The 13,539-nt window shown below is 71.6% G+C and carries 12 protein-coding genes; 8 read left to right on the forward strand and 4 right to left on the reverse strand.

Annotation, left to right across the window (positions count from 1 at the left end; genetic code table 11):
• Positions 1 to 24 precede the first annotated feature (24 nt).
• From AB0J91_RS02945 to AB0J91_RS02965, 5 genes are read left to right on the forward strand one after another with little or no spacing between them, the layout of a single operon-like run.
• Entirely contained in the window at positions 25 to 828 is an 804-nt protein-coding gene (locus AB0J91_RS02945) for an IclR family transcriptional regulator (protein ID WP_363863518.1), read from the forward strand.
• Positions 825 to 2,021, forward strand: a complete 1,197-nt coding sequence (locus AB0J91_RS02950; RefSeq protein ID WP_363863521.1) for a CoA transferase — start codon at positions 825 to 827, stop codon at positions 2,019 to 2,021. The genes AB0J91_RS02945 and AB0J91_RS02950 overlap by 4 nt, the downstream gene beginning before the upstream one ends.
• The gene (locus AB0J91_RS02955) at positions 2,018 to 2,896 is read left to right on the forward strand and encodes a CoA ester lyase (RefSeq protein WP_363863524.1); all 879 of its coding nucleotides are present in this window, start codon (positions 2,018 to 2,020) and stop codon (positions 2,894 to 2,896) included. The genes AB0J91_RS02950 and AB0J91_RS02955 overlap by 4 nt, the downstream gene beginning before the upstream one ends.
• Positions 2,893 to 3,720, forward strand: coding sequence for a cyclase family protein (locus tag AB0J91_RS02960; protein ID WP_363863527.1), 828 nt, complete (start codon positions 2,893 to 2,895; stop codon positions 3,718 to 3,720). The genes AB0J91_RS02955 and AB0J91_RS02960 overlap by 4 nt, the downstream gene beginning before the upstream one ends.
• Positions 3,717 to 5,120, forward strand: a complete 1,404-nt coding sequence (locus AB0J91_RS02965; protein WP_363863530.1) for an MmgE/PrpD family protein — start codon at positions 3,717 to 3,719, stop codon at positions 5,118 to 5,120. Before AB0J91_RS02960 ends, AB0J91_RS02965 begins: the two co-directional genes overlap by 4 nt.
• 160 nt (positions 5,121 to 5,280) lie before the next feature.
• Here AB0J91_RS02965 and AB0J91_RS02970 read toward each other — a convergent pair whose 3' ends face one another.
• Entirely contained in the window at positions 5,281 to 5,898 is a 618-nt protein-coding gene (locus AB0J91_RS02970; RefSeq protein WP_363794537.1) for a disulfide bond formation protein DsbA, read from the reverse strand.
• A 218-nt stretch (positions 5,899 to 6,116) separates the two neighbouring features.
• Here AB0J91_RS02970 and pepN point away from each other — a divergent pair, with 218 nt between their 5' ends.
• Positions 6,117 to 8,690, forward strand: a complete 2,574-nt coding sequence (gene pepN, locus AB0J91_RS02975) for an aminopeptidase N (protein ID WP_363863533.1) — start codon at positions 6,117 to 6,119, stop codon at positions 8,688 to 8,690.
• A 142-nt stretch (positions 8,691 to 8,832) separates the two neighbouring features.
• Here pepN and AB0J91_RS02980 read toward each other — a convergent pair whose 3' ends face one another.
• A complete protein-coding gene (locus AB0J91_RS02980; RefSeq protein ID WP_363863536.1) occupies positions 8,833 to 9,327 on the reverse strand; it encodes a DUF5130 family protein in 495 nt (164 codons plus the stop codon).
• Positions 9,314 to 9,571 carry a hypothetical protein gene (locus AB0J91_RS02985; protein WP_363863539.1) on the reverse strand — a complete coding sequence of 86 codons (258 nt, stop codon included), beginning with the start codon at positions 9,569 to 9,571 and terminating at the stop codon, positions 9,314 to 9,316. Before AB0J91_RS02985 ends, AB0J91_RS02980 begins: the two co-directional genes overlap by 14 nt.
• A 398-nt stretch (positions 9,572 to 9,969) precedes the next feature.
• On the opposite strand from AB0J91_RS02985, the gene AB0J91_RS02990 reads away from it, so the two are divergent.
• Positions 9,970 to 10,443 (forward strand): hypothetical protein, encoded by a 474-nt coding sequence (locus AB0J91_RS02990; protein ID WP_363863542.1) that lies wholly within the window; start codon positions 9,970 to 9,972, stop codon positions 10,441 to 10,443.
• Positions 10,444 to 10,476: 33 nt separating this feature from the next.
• On the opposite strand, the gene AB0J91_RS02995 is transcribed toward AB0J91_RS02990, so the two are convergent.
• Positions 10,477 to 11,124 carry an HNH endonuclease gene (locus tag AB0J91_RS02995; protein ID WP_235877590.1) on the reverse strand — a complete coding sequence of 216 codons (648 nt, stop codon included), beginning with the start codon at positions 11,122 to 11,124 and terminating at the stop codon, positions 10,477 to 10,479.
• A gap of 278 nt (positions 11,125 to 11,402) precedes the next feature.
• Here AB0J91_RS02995 and AB0J91_RS03000 point away from each other — a divergent pair, with 278 nt between their 5' ends.
• Complete coding sequence (locus AB0J91_RS03000) at positions 11,403 to 13,511, forward strand: prolyl oligopeptidase family serine peptidase (protein ID WP_363863546.1); 2,109 nt, start codon at positions 11,403 to 11,405, stop codon at positions 13,509 to 13,511.
• Positions 13,512 to 13,539: the final 28 nt, after the last annotated feature.

Genomic DNA, 13,539 nt, shown 5'->3' on the forward strand with positions numbered 1-13,539 from the left:
ATGCATCAGCACGAGGAGGATCGCGTGTCGGAGTCGAGCGGCGGGACCGGAGCCACCGAGCGGGTGGCGGACGTCCTGCTGTTGTTCACCTACGGGCCTCCCACCCTCGGCGTGAGCCGGGTGTCCCGGGAGCTGGGCCTGTCCAAGGCGGTCGTGCACCGCATCCTGCAGTCCCTGACCAGCCGGAACCTCATCGCCTACGACCCCGAGAGCCGCGAGTACCGGCTCGGGCCCGCGGCGGCGGCGCTGGGCAGCCGGGCGCTGCGCGACTCCGACCTGCGAGCGGCGGCCCTGCCGTTCCTGGCCGAGCTGCGCGACCGCCTGCACGAGACCGTCACGATCAGCGCGAAGGTGCACGGGGGCCGCGTCTACCTCGACCAGGTCGTGGGCAACCACGAGATCACCATGTCGGTGGAGCTCGGCAGGCGATTCCCGCTGCACGCGGGCTCGTCCGGCAAGTGCATGCTCGCCCACTCCGACCCCGACGAGGTCGACCGGCTGCTGGCCGGCGAGCTCACCGCGCTCACCCCCGCCACCCCGACCGACCCGGACGCGCTGCGGGCCGAGCTCGACCGGATCCGCGAGCGCGGCTACGCGGCTTCCGCCGGTGAGCGCCAGGGCGACGCCGGTTCGGTCGCCGTGCCCGTGTTCGGGCCCGGTGGGCTGGTCGGCGCGGTCTCGGTGTGCGGACCGCGATTCCGGGTCACCGAGGAGTTCGTCGCCGCCACCGCGCCCGAACTGATCGAGACCGCCGACCGGATCACCGCTCGCCTCGGCGGCACCGCACCCGCGCGCGCCGTCCCCACCCCCACCGGAAGGACACGATGAGCCACGACCACCCGGCTGCGCTGGGGGGCCTGAAGGTCCTCGACGCCTCCACCCTGTTCGCGGGCCCGCTGGCCGCCACCCTGCTCGGCGACCACGGCGCCGAGGTGATCAAGATCGAGCACCCGCGCGGCGACCCGGCCCGCACCCACGGCGCGCAGAAGGACGGCGTCGGGCTCTGGTGGAAGATGCTGGCCCGCAACAAGCGAGCGATCACGCTGGTGCTGTCCACCCCGCGCGGGCGGGAGCTGTTCCTCGACCTCGCCGCCGACGCCGACGTGGTGATCGAGAACTTCCGGCCCGGAACGCTGGAGCGCTGGGGGCTCGGCTGGGAGGAGCTGTCCGCCCGCAACCCGCGGCTGGTGCTGGCGCGGGTGACCGGCTTCGGGCAGACCGGGCCGTACTCGAGCCGCCCCGGCTTCGGGACGCTCGCCGAGGCGATGAGCGGGTTCGCCGCCATGACCGGCGATCCCGACGGCCCGCCCACCCTGCCGCCGTTCGGGCTCGCCGACGGCGTCGCCGCGTTGACCACGGCGTTCGGCATCATGACCGCGCTGCACGCCCGCGAGACCACCGGCCGCGGGCAGGTCCTCGACACCGCGATCATCGAACCGCTGCTGCACCTGCTCGGACCGGGGCTGATCGCCTACGACCAGCTCGGGATCCTGCAGCCGCGCACCGGCAACCGCTCCACCAACAACGCCCCGCGCAACACCTACCAGTGCGCCGACGGCCAGTGGGTGGCCGTGTCCACCAGCGCCCACTCCATCGCCGAACGCGTGATGCGGCTGGTCGGAGCTCCCGAGCTGATCGACGAACCGTGGTTCGCCAGCGGCGCGAGCCGGGCGGAGCACGTCGAAGAGCTCGACGCGGCCGTCGGGTCCTGGATCGCCGCCCGGAACCGGGACGAGGTCGTCGAGGCCTTCGAGAAGGCCGAAGCGGCGGTGGCGCCGATCTACACCGCCGCCGACGTGCTCGCCGACCCGCACTTCAACGCCCTGGGCAGCATCGTGACCATCGACGACGACGAGCTCGGCCCGGTCCGCTTCCAGAACACCCCGTTCCGGCTGTCGGACACCCCCGGGTCGGTCCGCACCACGGGCCCGAAGCTGGGTGCGCACACCGCCGAGGTCCTGGCCGGGCTCGGCGTCGACGCCGAGGAACTGGAACAGCTGCGCGCCCAGGGGGTGCTGTGACCACCATCGGCTTGGCAAGGAGCTGGCTCTACGTCCCCGGGCACCGCCCGGAGCTCGTCGCCAAGGCGCTCGCGGGACCGGCCGACGCGGTCGTCGTGGACCTGGAGGACTCGGTCCCACCCGCGCAGAAGCAGCGGGCGAGGGACACGGCCGTGGAGACCTGCGGTGCACGGCCGGAGGCGGTCTGGGTCCGCGTCAACGGCGCGGGCACCGACTGGTCCGACGACGACGCCTCGGCGCTGACCGGCAGCGGCGTCGCGGGTCTGCGGGTTCCCAAGGCCGAGGACCCCGCGGCCGTCGCGGCGCTGGCCGAGCGGACCGGCCTCCCGCTGCACCTGCTGATCGAGAGCGCGCGGGGGCTGCGCGAGGCGTTCGACCTCGCCGAATGCCACCCGCTGGTCGCCGGTGTCTCCCCCGGTGAGACGGATCTGGCCGCCGACCTGCGGATCCGCGACCGCCGCGAGCTGTCGTGGGCCCGCGCTCGCATCGTCGCCGCGAACCGCGCGGTCGGGCTGCCCAGCCCGATCGCCAGCGTCTGGACCGACCTGTCCGACCGCACCGGGCTCGCCGAGGACAGCACCGCGATGCGCGACGCGGGGTTCTTCGGCCGCTCGGTGATCCACCCGGGGCAGATCGACCCGGTGCACCACGCCTTCACCCCGGACCGCGACGAGGTCGAGCGGGCCCGCGCTCTGCTCGACGCGCTCGACGTCGCGGGCGACTCCGCGGCGTGGGTCGACGACCGCGGTCGCTTCGTCGACCCGGCTGTCGTCGCCGGTGCCCGCTGGGTGACCGAGCTCGCCGACGCGCTCGACGACTCCCCGCACGATCACGACGAACCGGCCGGTGCACGGCCGGGAAGGAGCAACTCGTGACCACCACCTCCGCAGGCCCCGACCTGCTCGACGCCGTCCGCGCCGGGACCCGGGTGATCGAGCTCGGACACCCCCTCTACACCGGGATGGCGGGCTCGCCGAACCACCCCGGGTTCCGGATGACGCTGGAACGGCGCCACGGCGACGCGGTCCGCCCGGACGGCGGCTCGGCATCCAACGAGGTCATCGTCACCGGCGGGCACACCGGCACCCACGTCGACGCGCTGGCCCACGTCAGCCACGACGGGCTGCTGCACGGCGGGGTTGACGCCGCCGAGGCCCAGCGCGGGGGCAAGCACACCGCGCACGGCGCGGAGACCATCCCGCCGATGGTCACCCGGGGCGTGTTCCTCGACGTCGCCGCCGCGCACGGGGTGGACGTGCTCGAACCCGGTTACGGCGTGACCGCCGACGACCTGGAGCGGGCCGCGGAACGAGCCGGAGCGGAGCCCGGTCCCGGCGACATCGCCGTGGTGCGCACCGGGTGGGGCCGCCTGTTCGGCGACCCGCAGGCCTACGTCGGCAAGGAGACCGGCGTTCCCGGCATGACCGTGGACGGCGCGAACTGGCTGGCCGAGCGGCGGATCGTCGCGACCGGCTCGGACACCACCGCCTACGAGCAGATCCCGGCCGGCGCCGGGCACCGGGTGCTCCCGGTGCACCGCGTGCTGCTGGTCGACAGCGGCATCCACATCGTCGAGCACATGGCGTGCGAAGACGCCTCCGAAGCCGGTCTCGGCGAGTTCCTCGCCGTGTTCGCGCCGCTGCGGATCGTCGGCGCCACCGGAGCCCCGGTCCGCCCGCTGGCGGTGGTTCCGGCATGAGCACCCCCGCGCAGCGGATCGGCGAGGTCGGCGCGAAGTTGGTCGCCGACGGCGTCGACGACCGGCTGGCCGACGACCTGGTCCGCCGGATCGTGGACGTCGTCGGCAACTCCCTCGCCGCCACTCGCGAGGAACCGGCTCGCATCGCGGGCGCGGTCGCCACCGAGTGGGGCGGCGCGCCGCAGGCGACCGGGATCGGCCTGGCGCAACGACTTCCAGCACCCTCGGCGGCACTGGTCAACGGCACGCTGGCGCACAGCCTGGACTTCGACGACACGCACCTGCCCTCGGTGCTGCACCCCTCGGCGGCCGTCGTCCCGGCGGCGCTGGCCACCGCCGAACGCACCGGCGCAGGCGGGAAGGCACTGCTGGCAGCGGCGGCGATGGGCATCGAGGTGACCTGCCGGCTGGGCATGGCCGGCTACGACGAGGAGCTGGGCAACTCGGTGTTCTTCGAGCACGGCCAGCACGCGACCGCGATCTGCGGCGCCGTGGGCGCGGCCGTCGCCTCGGGGATGCTGCAGGGACTCGACGCCGACCAGCTGACCTCGGTCATCGGCATCGCCGCGAGCATGGGCGCCGGGGTCATCGAGGCCAACCGCACCGGCGGCACGATCAAGCGGGTGCACTGCGGCTGGGCCGCGCACGCGGGCGTGGCCGCCGCCGACCTGGCGCGGCACGGCCTGACCGGGCCACCGACGGTCGTGGAGGGCCGCTTCGGCTTCCTGCGCGCGTTCTGCGGTGAGCGGACGCACCCCGAGCGGGTCACCAACGGTCTCGGCGAGCGGTGGGAGACGCCCGGTGTGTTCTTCAAGCCCTACCCGTGCAACCACTTCACGCACGCGGGCGTGGACGCGGCGCTGCGGCTGCGCGAGCGCGGGGTGACCGCCGACAAGGTCCGCGAGCTGGTGCTCGGAGTGCCCGCCCCCGTGCTGCGCACGATCGCCGAGCCCGCCGAGGAGAAGCGGCGGCCCCGTTCCGGGTACCACGCGGCGTTCTCCGGGCCCTACACCGTGGCGGCGGCGCTGCTCGGTGGCGGCGGACTGGGGGTGTTCCACGAGGACTTCACCGACGCCGCCGCAGCCGATCCCGCGCGGCTGGACCTCGCCGGGCGGGTGCGGGTCGTCGCCGACGAGGAGGCGACCGCCGGCTTCCCGCGCCAGTTCCCGGCGGTGCTCACCGCCGAGCTCACCGACGGCACCGAGGTGACCGAGCGCGTCCGGGAGAACCGGGGCGGGCCGCAACGACCGCTGTCGGCCGACGAGCTCGCCGCCAAGTTCACCCGCAACGCCGAGCGGGCGGTGGGAGCGGACCGCGCCGCCGAGATCGTCGCGTCGTTGTGGGACCTGCGCGACGACCGCCCGGTCGCCGAGGTCATGTCCGGCTTGCAGCGGACCTGAGCCGACCCGGGGCCGAAGCCGTCTCCCGGCGGCTTCGGCCTCTGTGGACGGTCATGAACCGTGATGATCGGGAAAAACTGACCGCGAGGCATCACCGCAGGTCAAGGCACCCTTTCGGGAAAATTCTGGGAACAGTCGGAATTTTCCCGAAAGTGGAGGATCAGTAGTCGAACTGCGGGTTTTCGGTGCGGCTGCGCTTGAGCTCGAAGAAGTACGGGTAGCTGGCCATCGCGACCGCGCCGTCGAAGATCTTCGCGGCTTCCTCGCCCTTGGGAACGCGGGTGATCACCGGCCCGAAGAAGGCGACGCCGTCGACGTGCAGGGTGGGCGTGCCCACCTCGTCACCGACCGGGTCCATGCCCGCGTGGTGGCTGGCGCGCAGCTCGTCGTCGTACTCGGTGCTGGTGGCGGCCTCGGCGAGCTCGGCGGGCAGGCCGACCTCGGCCAGGGCGCCCTCGATGGCCTCGGTGAAGTCCTTGATCCCCTGGTCGTGGATCCGGGTGCCCAGGGCCGTGTACAGCGGCGCGAGGACCTCGTCGCCGTGGTGCTTGGCCGCGGCGATGCAGACGCGCACCGGTCCCCAGCCCCGCTCCATCAGGTCGAGGTACTGCTCGGGCAGGTCACGCCCCTCGTTGAGCACCGACAGGCTCATGACCCGGAAGTTCAGGTCGATGTCGCGAACCTTGTCGACCTCCAGGATCCAGCGCGAGGAAACCCAGGCGAACGGGCACAGCGGGTCGAAGTAGAAGTCCACCCGTGGGCGGGCAGCGGTGGTCATCCGTGCCTCCATCAGTCGAAATCGTCCAGGTGCCTGCGCGCGGCACCACGTCTAGGAGTAGTAACCCCGGTACGGCCGTTTGTCTTCCCGATCAGGCCGACACGCCGATGATCGCGGAGGTGCCTGCCCGGCAGCGCGCGTCCGCCCGGACGTGATTTGATGCCTGCGCCGGGCATCAACCGGCCATGATCCATCCCCTACGAACTACGAGGTGATCCGTGGCACCGCCGAACCTCACCCGCGAACAGGCCGAGCAGCGCGCCGCGCTGCTGGAGGTCCAGTCCTATGTGATCGAACTGGACCTCTCCGCCGGCGCGGGCGGTGTGGAAGTGGAGACCTTCGGCTCCACGACCACGGTTCGCTTCCGCAGCAACCAGACCGGCGCCGACACCTGGATCGACCTGGTGGCCGACAAGGTGCACGGCGCGGTGCTCAACGGTGTCGAGCTCGACGTCTCCGACTACGACGAGTCCACCGGAATCCGCCTGCCCGGCCTGGCCGCCGAGAACGAACTCGTGGTGCGCGCCGACTGCGCCTACACCAACACCGGCGAAGGTCTGCACCGCTTCATCGACCCGGTCGACGGCGCGGTCTACCTCTACAGCCAGTTCGAAACCGCCGACGCGAAGCGGATGTTCACCTGCTTCGACCAGCCCGACCTGAAGGCGACCTACCAGATCACGGTGGACGCCCCGGGCGACTGGAAGGTCATCTCCAACGCCGCCGGCCAGGTCACCGAGACCGGTGCGGGCAAGCGCCACACCTTCGACACCACCCGGCCGATGTCCACCTACCTGGTGGCGCTGGTGGCCGGTCCCTACGCCGAGTGGCGCGACACCTTCCCCGGCGAGGACGGGCAGGAGGCGATCCCGCTGGGGATCTACTGCCGCGCCTCGCTGGCCGAGCACCTCGACGCCGAGCGCCTGTTCACCGAGACCAAGCAGGGATTCGGCTTCTACCACAAGGCTTTCGGAGTTCCCTACCCGTTCGGCAAGTACGACCAGTGCTTCGTGCCGGAGTTCAACGCGGGCGCGATGGAGAACGCCGGCTGCGTGACCTTCCTCGAGGACTACGTGTTCCGGTCGAAGGTCACCGGCTACCTCTACGAGCGCCGCGCCGAGACCGTGCTGCACGAGATGGCGCACATGTGGTTCGGCGACCTGGTCACCATGCGCTGGTGGAACGACCTGTGGCTCAACGAGTCCTTCGCTACCTGGGCCAGCGTCCTCGCGCAGGTCGGCGCGACCGAGTACGACGCCGCCTGGACGACCTTCGCCAGCGTCGAGAAGTCCTGGGCCTACCGCCAGGACCAGCTTCCCTCCACCCACCCGGTGGCCGCCGACATCCCGGACCTGCAGGCCGTGGAGGTCAACTTCGACGGCATCACCTACGCCAAGGGCGCCTCGGTGCTCAAGCAGCTGGTGGCCTACGTCGGTCTGGACAACTTCCTGGCCGGGCTGCGGGTCTACTTCGACCGGCACGCCTGGGGCAACGCCACCCTCGACGACCTGCTCAAGGCGCTGGAAGGGGCGTCCGGCCGGGACCTGTCCTGGTGGAGCGCGCAGTGGCTGGAGACCACCGGCCTGAACATGCTGCGCCCGCGCTTCAGCACCGACGACGAGGGCCGGTTCACCCAGTTCTCGGTGGTGCAGAACGGCGCCCGCCCCGGTGCCGGTGAGATGCGCACGCACCGCCTGGCGATCGGCGTCTACGACGACGAGGGCGGCAAGCTGGTGCGCAAGCACCGCGTCGAGCTCGACGTCACCGGCGAGGTCACCGAGGTCCCGGACCTGGTCGGCGTGCACCGCGGGAAGCTCGTGCTGGTCAACGACGACGACCTGACCTACTGCTCGCTGCGCTTCGACCCCGAGTCGCTGGCCACCCTGGTGGACCGGATCGGCGACATCGACGAGTCGCTGCCGCGCGCGCTGTGCTGGTCGACGGCGTGGGAGATGACCCGCGAGGCCGAGCTGAAGGCCCGCGACTTCGTGACCCTGGTGCTGGGCGCCTCGGCGGAGGGCGGCATCGGCGCGGAGAGCCAGATCGGCGTGGTCCAGCGGGTCCTGCTGCAGACGCAGACCGCGCTGAACTCCTACGTCGACCCGTCGTGGCAGGCCGAGGGATGGCGGCGGTTCAGCTCGCGGCTGTTCGAGCTGGCCCGCGCGGCCGAGCCGGGCTCGGACCACCAGCTGGCGTTCGTCAACTCGCTGGCCGGTTCGGTGCTGTCCGACGAGCAGGTCGCCGAGCTGCGCGGCTGGCTCGACGGTTCCGCTCCGCTGCAGGGCCTGACGGTCGACACCGACCTGCGCTGGGGCCTGCTGCAGGCCCTGGTCGCGCACGGCGCGGCCGGCGAGGCGGAGATCGACGCGGAGCTGGAGTCCGACCAGACCGCGACCGGCCGCCGCCGCGCCGAGCGGGCCCGCGCCTTGATCCCCACCGCGGGTTCGAAGGAGAAGGCGTGGCAGCGCGCGGTGCACGACGACCAGCTGCCGAACGCGGTCAGCGACTCGATCATCGCCGGCTTCCAGCACCCCGCCCAGCGCGAGCTGCTGGCGCCGTACGTGCAGCGGTACTTCGAGTCGATCGACGAGGTCTGGCAGCGCCGCTCCAGCGAGCGGGCTCAGCCGACTGTGATCGGGCTGTTCCCGTCCTGGGCGGTCACCGACGAGACCGTCACCGCCGCCGACCAGTGGTTGGCCGGTGAGCGCCCGGCCGCGCTGCGCCGGCTGGTCTCCGAGGGTCGCGCGGGCATCGTCCGCGCCCTCGCGGCCCGGGAGTTCGACCGCTCGTAACTCCTGATCTCACGACGAAGCCGCCCCGGTCGAGATGGACCGGGGCGGCTTCGTCGTGAGATCCGCGAGGAGGCGTGGCCACGAGCTGTGCGGCCACCCTCGCAACCCGCACCGCCAGGCGGAGCGGGCGCAGGAGCTGTGATCAGTGGTCGGGCTTCTTGAAGGAGGTGCCCGCCGCGTCGGAGAGCATGCGGACGGCGCTGACGAGTCCGTCGATGAGCTCGTCCTCCTTGAAGGAGGCGACCATGCTCATCGCTGCCAGCTGGCAGGTGCGGTCCGGGATGCGGCGGTGGGCCTCTTCCCCGGTCACGATCTCGAACTTGCGCTGCCCCGGCGACACCGCGATCAGCACGCCCTCGGACGCCTGCGCGCCGAGGTTGGCGTGCAGCTCCTCGGCCTGCTTGCGGGTGTCCTCACCGAGGTCACCGAGGTAGACGGCGAACTCCAGCCCGGTGCTGCGACTGGCCACCGCCATCGCCTCGTCGAGCCGGGCGAGCTCACCGGCGCTGAAGGGAAGTCGAGGACGCTCGGGCTCGACGCGTCGCGCCACGGACACGCGGCCGGTCGACATGCGCGCCTCACCTGTGCCGAGTTCGTCGGCATCCGCGGTTCGACCCGCGATCTCACCAGTTGCCACGTGCGCCTCCCCGAGCCGTGACGGGCCGTGCGTCGTCCGGCACGACCTCTCCTTCGCCGTCCGCCGACACCGCGGTGTTCACGCCCTGCGGGTTGGCGGACCAGAACACCGGGGCGAAGTCCCAGTCCTGCCCGGCGCCGTAGCGCGCGCGGGACAGCTTGGGCCACATCGCGATGAGCACGATCACGCCATAGATGGCCGCTGGGACCACCGCCAGGTACAGCACACTCTCCACGACAGTCACGCCCAGTACGGTAGCCGATGACCAAGGTTTCGTGCGCGCGTCCTCGCGGGCGCCTCGGCCTTGAGCCGCGCCCGGCGCGGTGATCACTAGGCATTTCGCCCGAAGCGGCGGGCTCGCTCGCGTCGCCCGCGAAGCCGGTTTTCACGATCATCGAGGCGCTCAGCGCCCCGGATTTTCACCTGGTGCCCGATATCGGGGCTATCCTGTGACCCAAATCACCCCCTATAACTCGTTCGGGGCAATATTTGCGGCCGAACGGAGTCGGACCGGAAGGGGGCAATGCGGGGCAGGTTGGCGGCTTGTTCTGAGCGGTTTCTGATCATAGCTTTTCACCTGTATGGGTCTTGCATATTTGATCACATGCGCTCAAACCACCCTATGTATGCGGGAGGCACACAATGTCGATCATCGAAGCCGCCACTCAGACCAACGAACTCACCCTTCCGATGAGCGGCCGGCCACTCGCTGATCACGGAGTGCGCATCAGCAACAACCGCCGCGACGGAGTCCGCATCAGCGGCAAGCGCGACGGCGTCCGCATCAGCGGGCTCAACGACGGCGTCCGCATCAGCGGCCGCAGGGACGGTGTCCGCATCAGCGGCAAGCGCGACGGCGTCCGCATCAGCGGGCTCGACGACGGTGTGCGGATCAGCGGCAAGCGCGACGGAGTCCGCATCAGCGGCCTCGACGACGGTGTCCGCATCAGCGGCCGCAGGGACGGCGTGCGCATCAGCGGGCAGCGTGACGGCGTGCGCATCAGTGGGCGGCGCGATGGTGTCCGCATCAGCGGGCTCGACGACGGTGTGCGGATCAGCGGGCGGCGCGACGGAGTGCGCATCAGCGGTCGCGCCCGCGGAGTTCGGATCAGCTGATCCTCGTCGCCGCGGACGCGCCCGGTGCGAGGATCACGCCGCCGACTCACCCAGGTACGGCAACCACAGCGGGTCGGTCTCGGACAGGCCCGCCAGCAACCGCCAGTGGCGGCCTCGCGGAGCCTGCGGGGCCACTGGCAGCCGCCAGCCCAGCTCGCTCAGCGTCTTGTCGGCCTTGCGGTGGTTGCACTTGGTGCAGCAGGCGACGCAGTTCTCCCACGTGTGCGGCCCCCCGCGACTGCGCGGGAGAACATGATCTATCGTTTCGGCTCGTGCGCCGCAGTAGACGCACCGGTGGCTGTCCCGGAGCATCAACGCGGCACGGGTCAGCGGAACCCGGCCGCGGTACGGCACGCGCACGAAGTTGCTCAACCTGATCACGGACGGGATCTCGACCTCGGCGCTCGCCGAGTGCAGGGTCATCCCGGCCGAGTCGCCGTGGACCACCTCGGCCTTGCCGCAGACGACCATCACGATGGCTCGGCGCAGCGGGAGCGCGGTGAGTGGTTCGAAGGTCGTGTTGAGCAGCAGGACCCGACGCTTGCGCCACGAGGTGGCGTGACCAGGGGGTCGATCCGCCTGCGGCGGCCCGGAGCCTCGGCTCATCGGGCACAACGGGGCCCGCGACGCGAGGCCGGTTGCCTTCAGCGCCGGTTGTCGGATCGGTTGTCGGTCTGGCACGCGACCACCTCCACCGGTGTCGGGCAAAGTTCAGCACAGAACCCGGCCCGAACGCACGTGTGATTCGACACGCCACGCCGGTGAGCAAGATCCGCCGACCGTTTTCGCAGGTGAACGCCCCGTGGAGCGATCACCGTCGGCTCGTCCTCCGTCTCCGGCGCTTCGTCCACCATTGTCGATCAGCCGAGCGGAAAACGGTTGATCATCTCGGGTGAATCGGCTCCGCACCGCCGCCGGACCCCCTTCCACGCCCCTCCGCGGCACGTATTGTCGCGATCGTGACCGACGTTCGAACCCCCTTGAGCTATCCCGCCACCGCTCGCGAGGACATCGCGGAAACACTGCACGGCCGTGAGGTCGCCGACCCGTACCGGTGGCTGGAGGACGCCTCCTCACCGAGCACCGAGGCGTGGTCGGCGGCTCAGAACGAGCTCGCCCGCACCTGGCTGGACGCGCTGCCCGGCCGGGAGTCGGTCGCCGAGCGGATGCGGTCGCTGCTGGCGGCGGGCGCGGTGGGCGCTCCGCTGTGGCGCGCGGGACGTGCGTTCTTCACCCGCCGCGAGCCGGGCCAGGAGTTCGGCGTGCTGCACGTGCGCGAGCCCGACGGCACCGAGCGGGTGCTGCTGGACGTCACCGAGCTCGACCCGTCGGGGCTGACGACGCTGGACAGCTGGGTGCCGAGCCTGGAGGGCGACCGGCTGGCCTACCAGATCTCGGTGGGTGGCGATGAGGAGTCGTTGCTGCACGTCATGGACGTGGCCACCGGCGAGCTGGTCGAGGGTCCGATCGACCGCTGCCGCTACTCGACGATCTCCTGGATGCCCGGCGGCGAGGAGTTCTTCTACGTCCGCCGGCTGTCGCCGGAGCTGGTGCCCGAGGGCGAGGAGCAGTTCCACCGCCGCGTGTGGCGGCACCGCGTGGGGGCCGATCCCGAGCAGGACGTGCTGGTGCACGGCACGGGCCTGGACCACACCTTCTACTACAGCACGCACGTCTCCCGCGACGGCCGCTGGCTGATCATCGAGGGCAGCATGGGCACCGCCCGCCGCGACTCGGTGTGGATCGCGGACCTCTCCGACGAGGCCGAGGCCCCGAGCCTGCGCCAGATCGTGGACACCACCGACGGCTACCGGGTCGGCGCCTGGGTGGAGCGCGACGGCCGGCTGTACGTGATGACCACGAAGGACGCCCCGCGCTGGCGGCTGTGCGTGGCCGACCCCGCAGCCCCGGAGCCGGAGAACTGGACCGAGCTGATCGGCGAGGAGCCCGATTCGGTGCTCGACGCGGTCCGCTACTTCGACGGCGACCAGCCGCGCCTGGTCGTGCTGCGCACCCGGCACGCGGTCTCCGAGCTGACCTTGCACGACCCGGCCACGGGTGAGCGCACCGGTGAGATCGCGCTGCCCGGAACGGGCCAGGTCACCGCCCTGACCACGGTCGACTCGGCCACCGAGCAGCACCGCGACCGGTTGTGGATCGGCTGGACCGACTTCGCGACCCCGCCGTGCGTGCACGCCTACGACCGCAGCACCGGCGACGTGGCCCTGGAGACGAGCGCTCCCGGAGCGGTCGAGCTGCCCGAGGTGCACACCCGGCAGGTCACCTACCGGTCGGCCGACGGCACCGAGGTGCGGATGTTCGTGCTGGCCCCGGTCGCCGAGCCGGACCGCCCGCGCCCGGTGTTCCTGACCGGCTACGGCGGGTTCTCGCTGTCCCGCGAGCCCGGCTACATGCCCTCGGCGCTGACCTGGGTGGCGGCCGGTGGCGTGTGGGCGCTGCCGTCGCTGCGCGGTGGCGGCGAGGAGGGCGAGGAGTGGCACGTCGCCGGGATGCGCGAGCAGAAGCAGCACACCTTCGACGACTTCCACGCCGCCGCCGAGCACCTCATCGACGAGGGCTGGACGACCTCGGACCAGGTGGCGATCTCGGGCGGTTCCAACGGCGGCCTGCTGGTCGGCGCGGCGCTGACGCAGCGGCCGGAGCTGTACCGGGCCGTGGTGTGCTCGGCTCCGCTGCTGGACATGGTGCGCTACGAGCGGTTCCTGCTCGGCCGGACCTGGAACGACGAGTACGGCACGGCCGATGATCCGGAGGAGCTGGGCTGGCTGCTGTCCTACTCGCCGTACCACAACGTGACCGAGCACACGGCCTACCCGTCGGTGCTGTTCACGGTCTTCGAGTCCGACTCGCGCGTGGACCCCAACCACGCCCGCAAGATGTGCGCGGCGCTGCAGCGCGCGACCAGCTCGGATCCGGGCAAAAGGCCCATTCTGATCCGCCGGGAGACCGAGGTGGGGCACGCCGCCCGTTCGGTGTCACGTACCGTGGGGCTGACGACCGACCAGCTCACCTTCCTCGCGGAGGCAACCGGTCTCGTGTTGGACTGAGCCCCGAACTCGGTTCTGCCCGACCGGT

Source organism: Saccharopolyspora sp. NPDC049357 (genome assembly GCF_040677225.1).
Lineage (GTDB): Bacteria > Actinomycetota > Actinomycetes > Mycobacteriales > Pseudonocardiaceae > Saccharopolyspora.